This window comes from Cupriavidus necator, from assembly GCF_016127575.1.
In the GTDB taxonomy this organism is placed as follows: domain Bacteria; phylum Pseudomonadota; class Gammaproteobacteria; order Burkholderiales; family Burkholderiaceae; genus Cupriavidus; species Cupriavidus necator_D.
Map to the genome: position 1 here is coordinate 1,932,494 of NZ_CP066019.1, position 15,286 is coordinate 1,947,779.

At 65.7% G+C, this 15,286-nt stretch carries 16 protein-coding genes; 6 read left to right on the plus strand and 10 right to left on the minus strand.

Annotated features, from left to right (window positions below):
• Positions 1-16 precede the first annotated feature (16 nt).
• Positions 17-934 (minus strand): LysR family transcriptional regulator, encoded by a 918-nt coding sequence (locus I6H87_RS27685; protein ID WP_010810242.1) that lies wholly within the window; start codon positions 932-934, stop codon positions 17-19.
• Positions 935-1,047: 113 nt separating this feature from the next.
• Between I6H87_RS27685 and I6H87_RS27690 the strand changes: the two genes are divergently transcribed.
• Positions 1,048-1,797: an SDR family oxidoreductase gene (locus I6H87_RS27690; protein WP_011617463.1), complete on the plus strand. Its 750-nt coding sequence runs from the start codon at positions 1,048-1,050 to the stop codon at positions 1,795-1,797.
• 73 nt (positions 1,798-1,870) lie between these two features.
• On the plus strand, positions 1,871-2,212 hold the full coding sequence (locus I6H87_RS27695; protein ID WP_010810244.1) for a putative quinol monooxygenase: 342 nt from the start codon (positions 1,871-1,873) through the stop codon (positions 2,210-2,212).
• A 103-nt stretch (positions 2,213-2,315) separates the two neighbouring features.
• Here the strand turns inward: I6H87_RS27695 and I6H87_RS27700 are convergent, their stop codons facing one another.
• The 4 genes from I6H87_RS27700 to I6H87_RS27715 all read right to left on the minus strand — a co-directional run bounded on the left by I6H87_RS27700 (position 2,316) and on the right by I6H87_RS27715 (position 5,582).
• The gene (locus I6H87_RS27700; RefSeq protein WP_010810245.1) at positions 2,316-3,254 is read right to left on the minus strand and encodes a 2-dehydropantoate 2-reductase; all 939 of its coding nucleotides are present in this window, start codon (positions 3,252-3,254) and stop codon (positions 2,316-2,318) included.
• Positions 3,251-3,724 carry a MaoC family dehydratase gene (locus I6H87_RS27705; RefSeq protein WP_010810246.1) on the minus strand — a complete coding sequence of 158 codons (474 nt, stop codon included), beginning with the start codon at positions 3,722-3,724 and terminating at the stop codon, positions 3,251-3,253. The genes I6H87_RS27700 and I6H87_RS27705 overlap by 4 nt, the downstream gene beginning before the upstream one ends.
• 65 nt (positions 3,725-3,789) lie before the next feature.
• Entirely contained in the window at positions 3,790-4,977 is a 1,188-nt protein-coding gene (locus tag I6H87_RS27710) for a thiolase family protein (protein WP_011615250.1), read from the minus strand.
• A 116-nt stretch (positions 4,978-5,093) separates the two neighbouring features.
• The gene (locus I6H87_RS27715) at positions 5,094-5,582 is read right to left on the minus strand and encodes a winged helix-turn-helix transcriptional regulator (protein ID WP_011617464.1); all 489 of its coding nucleotides are present in this window, start codon (positions 5,580-5,582) and stop codon (positions 5,094-5,096) included.
• A 293-nt stretch (positions 5,583-5,875) separates the two neighbouring features.
• Between I6H87_RS27715 and I6H87_RS27720 the strand changes: the two genes are divergently transcribed.
• Positions 5,876-6,652, plus strand: coding sequence for an enoyl-CoA hydratase (locus I6H87_RS27720; RefSeq protein ID WP_010810249.1), 777 nt, complete (start codon positions 5,876-5,878; stop codon positions 6,650-6,652).
• A gap of 32 nt (positions 6,653-6,684) precedes the next feature.
• On the opposite strand, the gene I6H87_RS27725 is transcribed toward I6H87_RS27720, so the two are convergent.
• Together I6H87_RS27725 and I6H87_RS27730 are read right to left on the minus strand one after the other, a co-directional pair.
• The gene (locus I6H87_RS27725) at positions 6,685-7,119 is read right to left on the minus strand and encodes a MarR family winged helix-turn-helix transcriptional regulator (protein ID WP_010810250.1); all 435 of its coding nucleotides are present in this window, start codon (positions 7,117-7,119) and stop codon (positions 6,685-6,687) included.
• Between the two features lie 96 nt (positions 7,120-7,215).
• Positions 7,216-8,175: a GlxA family transcriptional regulator gene (locus I6H87_RS27730; protein WP_010810251.1), complete on the minus strand. Its 960-nt coding sequence runs from the start codon at positions 8,173-8,175 to the stop codon at positions 7,216-7,218.
• A 123-nt stretch (positions 8,176-8,298) separates the two neighbouring features.
• On the opposite strand from I6H87_RS27730, the gene I6H87_RS27735 reads away from it, so the two are divergent.
• From I6H87_RS27735 to I6H87_RS27745, 3 genes are all read left to right on the plus strand, one after another.
• On the plus strand, positions 8,299-8,688 hold the full coding sequence (locus I6H87_RS27735; protein ID WP_011617466.1) for an MAPEG family protein: 390 nt from the start codon (positions 8,299-8,301) through the stop codon (positions 8,686-8,688).
• Between the two features lie 71 nt (positions 8,689-8,759).
• Positions 8,760-9,581 carry an alpha/beta fold hydrolase gene (locus I6H87_RS27740; RefSeq protein ID WP_011617467.1) on the plus strand — a complete coding sequence of 274 codons (822 nt, stop codon included), beginning with the start codon at positions 8,760-8,762 and terminating at the stop codon, positions 9,579-9,581.
• 33 nt (positions 9,582-9,614) lie between these two features.
• Entirely contained in the window at positions 9,615-10,934 is a 1,320-nt protein-coding gene (locus tag I6H87_RS27745; RefSeq protein WP_011617468.1) for an epoxide hydrolase family protein, read from the plus strand.
• A 209-nt stretch (positions 10,935-11,143) separates the two neighbouring features.
• On the opposite strand, the gene I6H87_RS27750 is transcribed toward I6H87_RS27745, so the two are convergent.
• The 3 genes from I6H87_RS27750 to I6H87_RS27760 all read right to left on the minus strand — a co-directional run bounded on the left by I6H87_RS27750 (position 11,144) and on the right by I6H87_RS27760 (position 15,264).
• Positions 11,144-12,196, minus strand: coding sequence for an alpha/beta fold hydrolase (locus I6H87_RS27750; RefSeq protein ID WP_011617469.1), 1,053 nt, complete (start codon positions 12,194-12,196; stop codon positions 11,144-11,146).
• Positions 12,197-12,559: 363 nt separating this feature from the next.
• The gene (locus I6H87_RS27755) at positions 12,560-14,158 is read right to left on the minus strand and encodes a DHA2 family efflux MFS transporter permease subunit (RefSeq protein WP_010810256.1); all 1,599 of its coding nucleotides are present in this window, start codon (positions 14,156-14,158) and stop codon (positions 12,560-12,562) included.
• Positions 14,158-15,264 carry an HlyD family secretion protein gene (locus I6H87_RS27760; RefSeq protein WP_010810257.1) on the minus strand — a complete coding sequence of 369 codons (1,107 nt, stop codon included), beginning with the start codon at positions 15,262-15,264 and terminating at the stop codon, positions 14,158-14,160. The genes I6H87_RS27755 and I6H87_RS27760 overlap by 1 nt, the downstream gene beginning before the upstream one ends.
• Between the last annotated feature and the right edge of the window lie 22 nt (positions 15,265-15,286).

The window sequence follows — 15,286 nt, forward strand, 5'->3', positions numbered from 1 at the left end:
GACGCTGCCCTGCCAGCTACGCGTAGGCGTCGACGCCCCGCACCAGCAGCCTGGCCAGCCGAGGCCGTCGCAACTGCTCCAGCCACCATTGCAGCGCGCGGCCTTCGTGATCGCCGCGCCAGCCCACGTAGAGCAGGTTGGGCTCGCGCGGGTCGGCGGTGCGCTTCTCTATCAGTTCGCCGCGCTGCAGCAGCGAGCCGACCCGGTGCCTGGGCAGCCAGCCGATCCCCAGGCCATCGCGCTGCGCCAGGGTCTTGGCTCGCACGCTCGGCACGGCCAGCAAGCGCTGACCACCCACCATGCCGTAAGCGCGGCCGCCCGTGAGGCGTGATGAATCTGCCACCACCACGGCACGATGGCGGGCGATCTCCTCACGTGTCAATGGTTCGCGCGCGGCCGCCAGCGGATGCCGGGGCGAGACCGCAAACACCCATTCGATCACGCCCAGCTCGAACCACCCCAGGTTGGGGATGGCGGGCGGCTCGTTGGTGGCACCGATGACCAGATCGGCGCGGCCATCCCGCAGCGCTTCCCAGGTGCCGGCCAGCACTTCGTGTGTGACGCGCAGCGCCACGCCGGATTCCTGCGCGTCGAACGCATGCATGACGGGCATCAGCGTCTCGAATTCCATCAGCTCGTCGGTCACGATCCACAACCGGTCTTCCCAGCCATTGGCGACCTGCCGCACGCGCTGTGTGACGCGCGCGACATCCTGCGCAAGCCGGGCGGCTTCTTCGGTGAGCAATTCGCCGGCGCGCGTCAGCTGCAGGCGGTAGCCGCGGCGGTCGAACAAGAGTGCATCAAAGCGCTGCTCCAGCTGCCGCGCGGCGTGCGACACCGTGGACGGCGCCTTGCCCAGCCTGGCCGCCGCGCGCGACAGGCTGCCGGCCTCCCGGATGGCCTCCAGCAGGGCCAATTCGTCCTCCGACAACATGTGCAACTCCTTCGAACGTGTTCGTCGGATTGATCGTATGGCAAACCGGAGGCCAGCGCCCATACTCCAGTCACGCAATTGTTCAAATTCACCTTTCCCGATTGGAGGACATCATGAATCGCTTCGAAGGCAAGACCGTTCTGATCACTGGCGGCAACAGCGGCATCGGCCTGGCGGCTGCCCAGGCATTCGCCCAGGAAGGCGCCCGCGTGGTCATCACCGGCCGCGACGCAGCGGCACTGGAGGGCGCCCGCGCCACGCTCGGCAACGAGGCCATCGCCATCCGCAACGAAACCGGCACCGTGCAGGCCGCGCGTGACCTGGCTCGCCAGCTGACCGACGCAGGCATCCGCCTGGACGCCGTCTTCATCAACGCCGGCATTGCCAAGTTTGCCGCCGTTGCCGATGTGGACGAGGCACTGTGGGACGCCACCTTCAACGCCAACGTGAAGGGCGCGTACTTCCAGATCCAGGCGCTGCTGCCGCTGCTGAACCGGGGCACGTCGATCGTGCTGAACGGCTCGATCAATGCGCGCATCGGCATGCCGATGTCTTCCGTGTATGCCGCCAGCAAGGCAGCACTGATCTCGCTTGCCAGGACCCTGTCGGGTGAGCTGGTCAGCTCGGGCATCCGGGTAAATGTGGTCAGCCCCGGGCCGGTGACGACGCCGCTGTACGGCAAGCTGGGCCTGGAAGCCGACACCCTGTCGGCCACTGCCGCGCAGATCCAGAGCCGGATTCCGCTGGGCCGCTTCGGCCTGCCGGCGGAGATTGCGTCGACGGTGCTGCATCTGTCGGCGCCCGAATCGGCCTTCATCGTCGGTACGGAAATCATCGCCGACGGCGGCATGAGCCAACTGTAAGTCAATGCCTCTGCGGGCCGCGGCGTGGGCGCGGTCTGCGCATGAGGTGGCCCATCCTGCCTGGAGCAGCTTCATGAACCAATCCATTGCCTTTATCGTCCATCTGCCGGGCAAGCCCGAGCGGCGCGCTGAGCTAGAGTCGAGACTGCTTGATGTCCTCGAGCAGATGTCGAAGGAGCCGGACTTTATCAACACGTATCTGCACCGCTCGCTCGAAGATCCTGACACCCTGGTTCTCTATGAGAACTGGGCCTGCAGCGAGCAGCATTTCAGGGACCACCACCTGAAAGCGTCCTACCGGCGCGAATACGAGGCGGTGCTGGCCGATCTGCTGAAAGCACCACGCACGCCGGAGTTTCTAACGCCGGCGATGTCTCGCCTTGTGCCAGCGTGCCGGCCGGATCTTCACGCTTGATCAGCGCCGAGAAGGCATTTTCGACATCCTCGGTCGCGCGCAGCACAGTCTGACGGCATAGTCATGTCGTGATTGGTGATTTCCATGAATGGGCGAAGGCTGCTCAGCCAGCCGTCTGGTGCGCAGCGCGCTGGCGCTCATAGACCTGCAGGTGGCAATATGCCGCACGGCTCAACGGAAGCTCATGCCCGTACCCGGCTGCGCGCTTGATGAGATCGCCGACGATGGCGTCGGCTTCTATGCGTGGGGCGCCCCGCGCTATATCCCGCATCATCGAGGCAGCCCAGGTCGATGCTTCGTCCAGCAGTCGGGCCTGCATGGCAGCGACAACGGGTTCAGGGATGGCATGGCCGTACAGTTGCGCCACCGTGCGGCACTCCGCAATCGCGTCAAGCATCAGGCGACGGCCATCCTGGGTCTTCATGATGTCCGCCACGGTCCCGCGCATCAGGCATGTCATCACTGCGCCGGCGGCAATCATGGCCCACTTGTTCCACAGCTCCTGCCCGATGGCGCCCGATAGCTCACGCGTACCGGCCGCCCTGGACACCAGCGCATGGAAATCCGCGGCCAATGCCGACCCCTGCGCGGCGCGCGGGCCGACTACCAGCCGGTCCATGCGGCCGGCGTGCACGACGGTTCCATCCGCCGCCAGCGTTGTCGCTATGTATGCGACTCCACCCAGCACGCGTTGCCTGCCAAAGCACTGGTCGAGCCGGTCATAGGCGTCAAGGCCGTTGAGCAGAGGCAATACCGCAGTGTCCCGGCCAACGGCCGGGCTGATGGCCCGGATCGCGTCGGCAAGGTCGTAGGCCTTGCATGCCAGCAGTACCACGTCGAACTGCGCGCCGACCTGACCGGCCAGGACCATCTTTACCGGGCGGTGGAAGTCGCCAAGTTCGCTACGCACGGCCAGGCCAACCCGTTCCAGCGCCCGCGCGCGGCCGGGCCGCAACATGAAGGTGACATCCGCGCCTGCCTCGATCAGGCGCGCGCCATAGTAGCCGCCCATGCCCCCGGCACCGAGTACAAGAATCTTCATGACGCCTCTGCCTGCGCGGCGGCTGCGGGGCGGCACTGGACGATCAGGTTGCCGGTGAAAACCTGCACTGGCTCGTCGGCCTGGTTGAAGGTTGTGGTACGCACCTTCACCACGCCCTGGTCGGGGCGCGATTTCGAAATCCGCACTTCAAGTATCTCGCTCTCGATATGCAGTTCATCGCCAGGGCGAACCGGCCTTGGCCAGCGCAGCTCCTCGAAGCCCGCGCCGACGATGCCGCCCGCGGGCCGGAATTCGCCGTCGACCAGCAGGCGCATCGTCAGCGCAGCGGTATGCCAACCGCTCGCAGCCAGTCCACGAAACAGTGTGTCGCGGGCGGCGGCTTCATCGAGATGGAAGGGCTGCGGGTCGAACTCGGCAGCAAAGGCCTTGATCCGTTCAGGCGCGACGGTCAGCCGCCCCGAACCGTATCGTTGGCCCGCCGCGAGATCCTCGATGTATTGAATGTTCATTTTCTCCTCCAGATGGTTTGTGCTGAACTTTGCATCAATGCACGCCCGCTACGAGAACAGACGGATCAGGCCAGCGTCTCGAGCGCCAGCGCAATCCCTTGTCCGCCGCCGATGCACAGCGTGACGATGCCGCGCCGTATGCCGTCGGCGCGCATGGCATGCAGCAGCCGCGTCGTCAGCACCGCGCCGGTCGCACCGATCGGATGGCCGTGGGCAATGGCGCCACCGTCGACGTTGATGATGTCGTGCGGCAATCCGAGCTCCACCGCGACAGCCAGCGGCACCGCGGCAAATGCTTCATTGATCTCGATGCGTTCAATGTCGCCCAGCTCCCAGCCGGCGCGTTGCAGCGCCTGCCGCACCGCCGGGACCGGGCCCAGCCCGAACATGCCGGGCTCCACGGCCCCGACACCGTAAGCGGCCAATCGTCCCAACGGCTGCAGCCCCCTGGCTTCAGCCAGCGCACGTTCGGCAATGATCATGGCCGCTGCGCCGCTGTTGAGCCCGGGCGCATTGCCGGCGGTAATCGTGCCGTCCGGGCGAAACGCCGGCTTGAGCCGGCCGAGCGTATCGAGGCTGGTATCAGGGCGGTTGGCTTCGTCCACTTCGAACATGGCCGTACCGCCCTTCCCTTTGGTCGCCACCCCGGCAATCTGGCCGGTGAATCGCCCGTTCGCCTGCGCCAGCGCGAAATTCCGCTGCGAACGCTCGGCCCAGCGGTCTTGGGCCTCGCGGGTCAGCGCGTAGCGGGCGACAAGGTCCTCGGTATGCCATCCGGAGTGCTCACCGGAGAAGGCGTCAAACAGGCCGTCGTGCAGCATGCTGTCGTACAGGACGGAATCGCCCATGCGTTGACCCCAGCGGCCGGACGGCATCAGGTATGGCGCGCGATCCATGTTTTCCATGCCGCCGGCGATGGCGATATCTACATAGCCGAGCCGTACCTCGTCCGCTGCCGTGGCGATGGCCTGGGCCCCCGAGCCGCAAACGCGGTTGACGGTCATCGCCGGAACCGAAACCGGCAGCCCTGCCCCAATGGCAGCCTGCCGGGCCGGGTTCATGCGGTTGCCGGCCTGGATCACATTTCCGAACACCACGCTGCCGACCTCGCCTGGATCGATTCCCGCCCGTGCCACGGTTGCCCGTATCGCTGCGGCGCCGAGATCAACCGCCGGAACGGCCTTCAGTGAGCCGTTGTAGGCGCCAATGGCGGTGCGCACCGGCTGGCACAGCACGACATCTCTTGCATGCATCGCATTCTCCCTACCAAACAATCAGTTTCAATCGGCCGCACGCACTCCATGCGGTATGCGCCCGGTAGCCGGGTCTTGAAGGTTGCAACAAGAATTGGCTGCGCGGGAAATCCGGCTCAGGCTTCCGCCGAGCGCGACAGCCGCTGGCGCACGCGGTCACTGGCGGCGGGGCCGGGTGCAAGGTGATAGTCGGCATCGGTGACCGGGCGCCCGTTGGCGGGGTCGACCAGCACAGGCTCCACGCGCACGCCGGTGCGCCGGTTCGTCAACTGCACGCTTTCACCTTCAGGCGCGAGATGCTTGTTGCCCCAGGCCAGCATCGCCAGCAGCACCTGGCGGAAATCGCGCCCGCGCTCGGTCAGGATGTACTCGGAGCGGGGCGGGCGGTCGCAGTACTGGCGACGCTCAAGCATGCCTTCTTCGACAAGCGAGTTCAGGCGACGCGTGAGCATATTGGGCGCGATAGCCAGGTTTTGCTGGAACTCGTCGAACCGGGTCACGCCGTAAAAGGCTTCGCGCAGGATCAATACGCTCCAGCTGTCGGCGACGCGGGCCGCGGTGCGAGCGATCGGACACGGCGTTTCGCCAAGTGGCTTCTTCTGCATGATTGGCTTCCTCGAGAGACCTGCTTGCTATCGATTTGAAAGTCAGTCTAGGGTAGTCACTATCATCGTGCAAGTTCGTTTTTCGCTTGTGCTGTATTCCGCGCCCGCGAGGCACCGGAAGCACGCCCCTGCCCACACCGTCTATGTGGAGGGCACCGCCGCCCAGACGCCGATTCTGCACACTGCCCGGCCTCAACCGTTTACTTCGCACACGAACTATCTATATACTTCGCATGCGAACTTAATCGCGATGCCTGCACGGCAGCGTGCAACTCTCACCTGGAGACCGACCAATGACCCCCGAAATCCGCATTGACCTCACCGGCGGCGTGCTGACCATGACGCTTGCGCGGCCGGACAAGATGAACGCCTTGACGAACGAGATGTACGGCGCACTTGCCGACACCATCGAGCAGGCACAGCAGGACCGGGCTATCCGGGTATTGCTGCTGCAGGGGGACGGGGACAGCTTTACGGCCGGCAATGATCTCGGCGAATTCGCGGCGATCGCGTCGGGAAATGGCCCCAGCGAACGTCACGTGCATCGCTTCCTGCGCGCCCTTGCCAATTCGACCGTACCGATTGTCGCCGCGGTCAATGGCAAGGCCGTCGGCGTCGGGACCACCATGCTGCTGCATTGTGATTACGTGGTGCTCGGCCAGGACGCGCAACTGATCACGCCTTTCGTCAATCTCGCCTTGGTTCCCGAAGCGGCTTCGAGTTACCTGCTGCCGCTGCGGATCGGGCACGTCAGGGCTTTCGAGATGTTCGCGCTGGGCGAGCCGCTTGACGCGCAAACGGCCTTGGCATGGGGCATCGCGAACAAGGTTTGCGCCAATGACCAGCTGCGCACGGATGCGCGCCGGATGGCCGAGAAGATTGCCGCCAGGCCGGCCGGCTCCCTGAGCGCAATGAAACAGCTCATGCGCAATGCGGAAAAACTGGTTTCGCAGATGAACAGCGAAAGCGCCAGGTTCGAGGAGCGGCTGGCCAGTGCGGAAGCCCGGGAAGCATTCTCGGCCTTCGCCGAAAAGCGCAAACCAGACTTCACCAGGGTTGCCGCGCAGTGAGTCGACTGCCTCGCTCTCCGGCCGCTGCGAGGCTACACCTCGCCCTCGTCCGCGGCCGGAAACTTTGTCTGGAGGCTGGTCAGCCAGCGCGCCACCACGTCGATCTCGGCGGCGGTGAAACCTTCGGTGAGCCTGGTATTCAATGCCTTCATGCTCGCCTTGGAACGCTGGCGCGCCAGGCGCCCTGCCTCCGTCAGCCACAGGCGCGAGGCACGGCCATCGTTCTCGTCCGGCCGGCGCTCGATCAGGCCGGCCCTTTCGGTCCGGTCGGCCAGGCCGCTCATCCCGGGCGCGCCCAGGTCCAGCGCCGCGGCAGCCTCGCTCGTCAGCGCGCCATCGTTGCTGCCCAGGAAGAAAAGCAGTCCGGCCTGGGCTGATGTCACGCCACCCGCGGCAGTGCGCGCTTGTGACCACCGCTGCAGGCGCCGCTGACCCACGTTCAACAGGTAGACGAGGCGATGTTCCATGTCTGGTGCGTCATAAAGGGTGAGATTTCGTTCGCATGCGAATATTATCATGCGCCGGTGTCCCGAATAGCGTGACGCACAGCGCCTGGCCGTCCGTCACACGGCGGCCGGCTCTTCGCTGCGCCGCGCACGGGCGGCACGCTTGAGGGATTGCGGCGGCTCGCCGAAAATCCGCAAGAACGCCCGGCGCATGCGCTCCGGGTCGGAGAAGCCGGTCTTGCTGGCGATGCGCTCGATCGTCAGCGTGCCGGCTTCCACGAGCAGGCGGGCCGTGTCGGCGCGCAAGCGCTCGACGGCACGTGCCGGGGACTGGCCCGTGCTCTGCCGGAACTCGCGGCTGAAATGCCGCGGGCTCATGTTGGCGGCGCTGGCGAGCAGCTCCACCGACAGATCCTGGTGCAGATGATTCCTGGCGTAGGTCAATGCCGCTTGTATGCGCTCTGACCTCGATTCCAGTTCCGACAACATCGAGAACTGGGACTGCCCCCCGGCACGGCGGTGATGAACCACGAGCTTCTTCGCGACTGCGCGCGACACGTCGGTCCCCAGGTCTTGCTCTACCAGTGCCAGCGCAAGGTCGATGCATGCCGTCATGCCGGCCGATGTCCACACCGTTCCGTCCCGGACAAAGATGCGGTCGTCTTCGACGCGCACCGCAGGAAAGCGCTGCCGCAGCGTACTGGCATGGTGCCAATGCGTAGTAGCCCGCCGGCCGTCCAGGATGCCGGCCTCGGCGAGGATGAACGCCCCCGTGCAGATGCTGGCCATGCGCCTGGTCGGCTCGAGTGCATGGCCTAGCAGGCGCAGCAGCCTGGGCGATGGCGCCGGCACCGAGGTAGCGCCCCCAACCATCAGCGTGTCAAAAGCCAGCGGATCCATCGCGGTGGTCTGGATCGCCGTGCCCATTGAACTCTTCACGGCCCCGCCGCGTTCCGAGACGACATGGATTTCGTAGGCCGGGACCCGCACTTCGAGGTTAGCCATCTCGAAGACCGACACCGCCGCCAAATCGAGCATCTGAAAGCCGGGGAAGAGCACGAGGCCGATTTGGTTCATGTTGTCCTGAAACGAGGGAAGTTCGTCATTCAGGACAAAGGCTAGGACCCTATCCTAAAACTGTCAATCAACTCCCGATGGGCTTCTCCCAATGCGCGCTATCGACCATCCACGAGGTATCGAATGAACATCATTGCGCTGGCCTGCACCACTGTCCTCGGTCTGCTTCTGTTCTCGCTCGGACTCGCCACCTCGGTGCAGCGGTCCAGGATCGGCGTGCTGAGCGGCTACCCATCCGAGCCCGATCAACTGCTGGCACGGCTGATTCGCGCTCACGGCAACACCACCGAGTACGCGCCGTTCCTTGCGGTGCTCTTCCTGTACCTCGGAACTCAGCATCCGCCTGGCTGGGCGGTCTGGTGCATGGCAGGTGCAACTGCCTGTCGCGTGCTCCTGGTGGTTGCACTGCTTGCCTGGCCCTCCATGTCCAGGCCGAATCCGGCCCGCGCCGTTGGTGCCCTGGGAACGTATGCCTTCGGGACAGCCCTTTGCGTGGCCGCCCTCACCGTCTGACCCGGGCTGCCGATGCCGGCAGAGCGGCCACTCTCCAATCCCATTAGTACCTGACCCTTAAGGGGAATCGCATGAAGACATTGAATACGTTCATCAGGACTGCGGCGCTTGTTGCCACCGTCAGCAGCCTTGCAGCCGCTGCGAGCACAGCCGCCGCCGCACCGGCTGCTGACACCCGCGCTACCACGGTGGTGTTTGTGCACGGCGCCTTTGCCGACGGATCGGCCTGGGACAAGGTCATTGCCCTGCTCCAGTCCAAGGGGCTTCATGTTGTATCGGTCCAGAACCCGCTGTCTTCCCTGGCCGACGACGTGGCAGCCACGCGCCGCGCGCTCGACAAGCAGGCCGGACCGGTCGTGCTGGTGGGGCATTCCTGGGGCGGTGTGGTGATCTCTGAAATCGGACAGCATGAGCGCGTCAAGGCCCTGGTCTATGTCGCGGCGTTTGCACCTTCGGAAAACCAGTCGGTGGCGGACCTGGCCAAGGATTACCCAAAGCCCGAGGGATCCAGCTTCATCGTCGCTGACAAGGACGGTTTCCTGACGCTGACGCCCGAGGGGATGTCCAAACACTTCGCCCAGGACGTGCCGGCGGCCCAGACCCGGATCATGGCGGCGACACAGGGACCCGTCAGCGGCAAGAGCTTCGAGGACAAGGTCACGGTTGCCGCATGGCGGACCAGGCCGTCCTGGTACATCCTCAGCGAGCAGGATCACATGATCCAGCCCGCCTTGCAGAAAGCGATGGCACAGAAGATCTCCGCCCGCATCGTGACACTGCCGACGAGCCACGTACCGCAGCTGTCAAGGCCGAAGCAGGTTGCGGATGCCATCTACGCCGCCGCGGTGTATCAACCGAAACCCGACGTGCACCCGCCAACGACACGCCGCTGACCGGATTCCACTTTCCCTCTACCTGGTATCGACATGAAACTCCACGCAACACGCACGGCACCTGCCATCGCCACGATCGCTTTATGCCTGGCTCAATTGGCCTTGCCAAGCCACGCCCAGGCATCGCCGGCCGCCGAAGGCGGCGCAATCCCGCAACGCGCGGCGACCGAGGACGCATCCATTCGCCCCTTCCACGCCAGCTTCCCGCAAGCGGCACTGGCCGACCTGCGCCAGCGCATCGCCGCCACGCGCTGGCCAGACCGCGAGACGGTATCCGATCAATCGCAGGGCGTGCAGCTGGCGAAGATCCAGGAGCTGGTGCGCTATTGGGGCAACGACTACGACTGGTTCAAGGCAGAGCAAAAGCTGAACGCCTACCCCCAGTTCGTCACCAGGATCGACGGGCTCGACATCCACTTCCTGCATGTGCGATCGCGCCATCCCAATGCGCTGCCGCTCGTCATCACCCACGGCTGGCCGGGCTCGGTCTTTGAACTGCTGAAGGTGATTGGCCCGCTCACCGATCCCACCGCCTACGGCGGCCGTGCCGAGGACGCCTTCGATGTGGTGATTCCGTCGATGCCCGGCTACGGCTTCTCCGGCAAACCCGTCGGGACCGGCTGGGGTCCCGACCGCATTGCAGGTGCGTGGGATGTGTTGATGAAGCGGCTGGGCTACACACGTTATGTGTCACAGGGCGGCGACTGGGGCTCGGTCGTGGCGCATGCGCAGGGCCGCCAGGCACCACAGGGCTTGCTCGGCATTCACGTCAATATGCCCGCCACCGTGCCAGCGGACGTCGCCCGGGCGCTGAAGAACGGCGAAGCAGCGCCGGCCGGCCTGTCCGCCGCCGAAAGGTCAGCCTTCGAGTCGATGAACAAGTTGTATACGCTGGGCGGCGGCTATGCCGCGATGATGGTGACCCGCCCGCAGACCGTGGGCTATGGCCTGGCGGATTCCCCCGCAGGGCAGGCGGCATGGATCTATGACAAGTTTGCCGCCTGGACCTTCAGCGGTGGCAACCCCGAGCGCTCGCTGACCAGGGACGAGATGCTCGACGACATCACGCTCTACTGGCTCACCAACAGCGCCACGTCGTCAGCACAGCTATATTGGGAAAACAACACCAACAACTTCAACGCCGCCGAGCAGATGACCGCACAGATCAAGGTGCCTGTAGGCGTGACGGTATTTCCCGGCGAGCTCTATCAAGCCCCGCGCAGCTGGGCCGAGCGCGCCTACCCCCGGCTGACCTACTTCAACAAGGTCGACAAGGGGGGGCACTTCGCGGCATGGGAAGAGCCGCAGCTGTTCGCTCAAGAGTTGCGCGCAGCGTTCAGGTCGTTGCGCTGAGCGCGGCAGGCGGGCGGCGGCGGGCGCTGAAGCATGGCAATGCCTTCAGCGCCCGAGCCGCCCTTGCTTCGTGCCCGCTTATCCGGGCGCATGGTCCGGGGCATGCCCGACCATGCGCACCGATGGCCAGCGCCGCCCAGCTCCGATGCCAGCGCTGACAGCGTCATGGCAGCCAGTATCAGCAATCTGCGCATTGCGCCCCTCATGCGTCAGCGCCTGTCTACATCGAGCACCGCCTGCGCAAACGCCGTGGGCGCTTCCTGCGGCGGGTTGTGGCCGATCCCGCCTGTCAGTTCCCGGTGCTCGTAGCGGCCCGTGAACTTGCTGGCATAGGCGCTGGGCTCGGGGTGCGGCGCGCCGTTGGCATCGCCCTCGATGGTGATGGTGGGCACGCCGATGGCGGGTGCCGTGGCGAGCCGCTTCTCGAGGTCGTCGAACCTGGCTTCCCCGCTGGCCAACCCCTGCCGCCAGCGGTAGTTGTGAATGGTGATTTCGACGTGGTCGGGATTGTCGAAGGCGGCGGCGCTGCGGTTGAACGTCGCATCATCGAACTTCCATTGCGGCGATGCCAGTTTCCAGATCAGCCTGGCGAACTGGTGGGTGTACTTCTGGTAGCCGGCGCGGCCCCGGTCGGTGGAGAAATAGAACTGGTACCACCACTGGAGCTCGGCCTCGGGTGGTAGCGGCTGCTTGCCGGCTGCCTGGCTGCCGATCAGGTAGCCGCTGACCGCGACCAGCCCCCTGCAGCGGTCCGGCCAGATCGCCGCCATGATGTCGGCGGTGCGCGCGCCCCAGTCAAAGCCGGCCACTACGGCATTGCGGATATTCAGCGCGTCCATCAGCGCGATCATGTCGGCGGCTATCGCTACGGGCTGGCCGTTGCGCATGGTGTCGGCAGACAGGAAGGACGTCGAGCCAAAACCACGCAGGTGGGGAATGATCACGCGATAGCCGCGGGCCGCCAGCAGCGGCGCCACGTCGACAAAGCTGTGGATGTCGTAGGGCCAGCCGTGCAGCAGCAGCGCGACCGGCCCTGTGGCAGGGCCGGCCTCGGCGTAGCCGATATTGAGCACGCCGGCGTTGACTTGCTTGACCGGCGCGAAGCTGGCATGGGTGCCCGGCGTGGTCAAGGGCAGCGCCGGCGCCTTCGACAGACCGGTTTGCGCGCGGGCGGCCTGCGGCAGCCCGAACGGCGCGGTGGCCAGCGTCACTGCCGCTGCACCCAGAAAGCCTCGACGAGGTAGATCGACTGTCTTCGACATTTGCTTCTCCCGTTTGCGTGATCAATGTGAGCACGAGTCTAGGAGGCCATGGCAAGCGGAATGTGTCGGATTTCAGGGGATTTGTATCGCTGTGTATGTATCCGCGATGGCGACATACTTGGATACAAAGCAGCCCGGCTGAAGGACTGGCACGCCAGTCAAGCGGACTCTCCCTGCGGCACGCCTTGCGGCATTGGCCTGTTGCCCTGATCTGGAAGATTGCAATAGGCATTAGCTGCACGAGCGCACGCCACACCGTTTTCGCGCGGGCGCTCCCCCGCATATGCCACCGTGGCGCTCGCCACGATCAGCGCGACAGGCAGGAGCCGATTGCACAGACTGACTTTCATGGTCGTTCCACAATCAATGCGCGTCTGCCGACGGACCCTTCGGCGCTGCAACCTTGCGCATCAGCGGCACCATGGCGGTGGCGATCGCGAAGCAGACCAGGATCAGCAGGAAGATGTCGCCAAAGGTCTGGGTCTGCGCCTCGCGCCAGGCCAGTCCCCACAATTGCCTGAGGGCGGCGGTCTGCGCATCGAGGGCATCGTGCCCGACCGCGACGAACTGGTCGCTGATCCCTTGCAACAGGTTGCCCATGGCTTCATTACGGATGTTCAGGTGCTCTGCCTCGCGCAGGAAGTGCAGGTTGCCGCGGTTGTTGAGCGCGGTCGCGCAGGCGGCGATGCCGATGGCCCCGCCCAGGTTGCGCATCAGGTTGAACAGCCCGGACGCAAGCTTGAGCCGCTCCGGCGGCAGGCTGCCCAGGGTCAGTGTCACCGTGGGCGCCACCGCGAACTGCTGGGCCATGCCGCGCAGCGCCTGCGGCAGCAGCAGTTGCGCCGCGCCCCAGTCGTGCGTGATGGGCGCGAAGTACCACATCGACACCGCGAACAGCCCCAGGCCGATCATCATCAACCAGCGCAGGTCGACCCGGTTGGCCAGGAAGGCATAGAGCGGGATCGATGCCATCTGGAACACGCCCGTGGAAAATACCGCCAGCCCGATATCGAGCGCGCTGAAGCCGCGCACGCGCCCCAGGAACAGCGGCGTCAGGTAGATGGTGGCAAAGATGCCGATGCCGGTGACAAAGGAGAAGAAGCAGCCGAGCGCGAAGTTCCGGTCCTTGAGCGCGCGCAGGTCCACCACGGGGTTGGCATAGGTCAGCGTGCGCCAGATGAAGCCCACGCCCGACAGGCCGGAGATCCAGGCGGTGGCCAGGATCACGTCGTCGCCGAACCAGTCCCAGCGCGGCCCTTCCTCCAGCGTGTATTCGAGGCAACCCAGGAACAGCGCCATCAGCACCATGCCCAGGTAATCGGCACCGCGCACCAGCGACCAGTCGGGCCGGTCGATCTTGACCAGCAGCGGCACGGCGATGGTGACGAAGATACCCGGCACCAGGTTGATGAAGAACAGCCAGTGCCAGGAATAGTGATCGGTGATCCAGCCGCCGATGGTGGGCCCCAGCGTCGGCGCCAGCGAGGCCAGCCCGCCGACCGTGGCGGCGGCGATGACACGCTGGGGGCCGACGAAGAAGGCAAAGGCCGTGGTGAACACCATCGGGATCATCGAGCCGCCCAGGAAACCTTGCAGCGCCCGGAACACGATCATGCTGTTGATGTCCCACGCCACCCCGCACAGCAGGCTGGCCACCGTGAAGCCCGCCGCGGAGGCGGCGAACAGCCAGCGCGTCGACATCACGCGCGACAGCCAGCCGGACAAGGGAATGACGATGATCTCGGCGATCAGGTAGCTGGTCTGCACCCACACGGTTTCATCGGCGCCGGCCGAGAGCGCGCCGCCGATATCGCGCAACGAGGCGGAGACGATCTGGATATCGAGCAAGGCGATGAACATGCCCACGCACATCGTGCTGAAGGCGAACACCTTGGCGGCAGTGGACATCTCGTCCGGCATCGCCACGGCGGACGCAGGGGTGGTCAGGGTAGCCGTGGTCATCACTGCACCTGCTTGCCTGGCTGCGTGTTGACCTGGGCGATCACCGACAGGCCCGGGCGCAGGACCCCAAGCCGGGCATCCTGCTCGTCCAGGCGGATCCGCACCGGCACGCGCTGGACGATCTTGGTGAAGTTGCCGGTGGCATTCTCCGGCGGCAACACGCTGAACTGCGCACCGGTGGCCGGCGCCAGGCTGGCGACGTGGCCATGGAAGACCCGCCCCGGCAGCACATCGGCTTCAATTTCGACCGGCATGCCGGGGCGCATGTGCGCCAGTTGCCCTTCCTTGAAGTTGGCGTCCACCCACAGCCCGCTGGCCGGCACGATGGACAGCAACTGGCTGCCGGCACCGGCAAAGGCGCCGACGCGGGCGCGCCGGTTGCCCACGGTGCCGTCCACGGGCGCGCGCAGTTCCGTATAGCCAAGGTTCAGCTTCGCGATGTCGCGCTCGGCGGTCGCCTGCGCCAGCGACGCCTGCGCCTGCTGCTTCTGCGTGCCGATCACGTCCAGCTGGCGCTGCGCGGCCAGCAGCGCCGCACGCGCCTTCTCGCCATTGGCCTGGGCCTGCTTGTAGTCCGAGTCAGCCTTCTGCGAGCTCTGGATGGAGACAGCCGCCTTCGCCACCAGGCTGGCGTAGCGCACCTGGTCGTCGCGCGCCCGTACGGTGTCGGCATTGGTGGCCGCGATGCCGGCCTTGGCCTGGGCGATGACCGCCTCCTGCAGGCGCGCGGTGGCATCCAGGTTTGCCAGCAGTGCCTGTTGCGCCGCCACGGCGCCTTCGGCCTTGGCCAGTGCGGCGCGGTAGTCGCGGTCGTCGATACGCACCAGCACATCGCCCGCGTGGACCGTCTGGTTGTCCGTCACCGCGACTTCCGCGATGTAGCCCCCGACCTTGGCGCCGATCACCGTGACATCGCCGCCGACGTAGGCGTCGTCGGTACGCTGCAGGTGGCGAGCCGATGTCCACCAGTGGTAGCCGTATCCGATTGCGGCCAATCCGGCCACAACCAGCGCGCCGGTCGCCAGCAGCCGCCTGGGGCTGGCCTTGGATTTCGAAGCGGGAACGGGTTCGGTACCCGCCCGTTCAGTCAGCGTATTACTGCTCATGGCACTTCCTTTCTGCTTTCAG

Excerpts from the sequence above, each read along its gene's own strand:
- I6H87_RS27705 (WP_010810246.1), bottom strand. The coding sequence starts at position 3,724 with ATGAACATTCAATACATCGAGGATCTCGCGGCGGGCCAACGATACGGT.
- I6H87_RS27685 (WP_010810242.1), bottom strand. The coding sequence starts at position 934 with ATGTTGTCGGAGGACGAATTGGCCCTGCTGGAGGCCATCCGGGAGGCC.
- I6H87_RS27690 (WP_011617463.1), top strand. The coding sequence starts at position 1,048 with ATGAATCGCTTCGAAGGCAAGACCGTTCTGATCACTGGCGGCAACAGC.
- I6H87_RS27735 (WP_011617466.1), top strand. The coding sequence starts at position 8,299 with ATGAACATCATTGCGCTGGCCTGCACCACTGTCCTCGGTCTGCTTCTG.
- I6H87_RS27725 (WP_010810250.1), bottom strand. The coding sequence starts at position 7,119 with ATGGAACATCGCCTCGTCTACCTGTTGAACGTGGGTCAGCGGCGCCTG.
- I6H87_RS27720 (WP_010810249.1), top strand. The coding sequence starts at position 5,876 with ATGACCCCCGAAATCCGCATTGACCTCACCGGCGGCGTGCTGACCATG.
- I6H87_RS27695 (WP_010810244.1), top strand. The coding sequence starts at position 1,871 with ATGAACCAATCCATTGCCTTTATCGTCCATCTGCCGGGCAAGCCCGAG.
- I6H87_RS27715 (WP_011617464.1), bottom strand. The coding sequence starts at position 5,582 with ATGCAGAAGAAGCCACTTGGCGAAACGCCGTGTCCGATCGCTCGCACC.
- I6H87_RS27700 (WP_010810245.1), bottom strand. The coding sequence starts at position 3,254 with ATGAAGATTCTTGTACTCGGTGCCGGGGGCATGGGCGGCTACTATGGC.
- I6H87_RS27750 (WP_011617469.1), bottom strand. The coding sequence starts at position 12,196 with ATGTCGAAGACAGTCGATCTACCTCGTCGAGGCTTTCTGGGTGCAGCG.
- I6H87_RS27740 (WP_011617467.1), top strand. The coding sequence starts at position 8,760 with ATGAAGACATTGAATACGTTCATCAGGACTGCGGCGCTTGTTGCCACC.
- I6H87_RS27730 (WP_010810251.1), bottom strand. The coding sequence starts at position 8,175 with ATGAACCAAATCGGCCTCGTGCTCTTCCCCGGCTTTCAGATGCTCGAT.
- I6H87_RS27745 (WP_011617468.1), top strand. The coding sequence starts at position 9,615 with ATGAAACTCCACGCAACACGCACGGCACCTGCCATCGCCACGATCGCT.
- I6H87_RS27710 (WP_011615250.1), bottom strand. The coding sequence starts at position 4,977 with ATGCATGCAAGAGATGTCGTGCTGTGCCAGCCGGTGCGCACCGCCATT.
- I6H87_RS27760 (WP_010810257.1), bottom strand. The coding sequence starts at position 15,264 with ATGAGCAGTAATACGCTGACTGAACGGGCGGGTACCGAACCCGTTCCC.
- I6H87_RS27755 (WP_010810256.1), bottom strand. The coding sequence starts at position 14,158 with ATGACCACGGCTACCCTGACCACCCCTGCGTCCGCCGTGGCGATGCCG.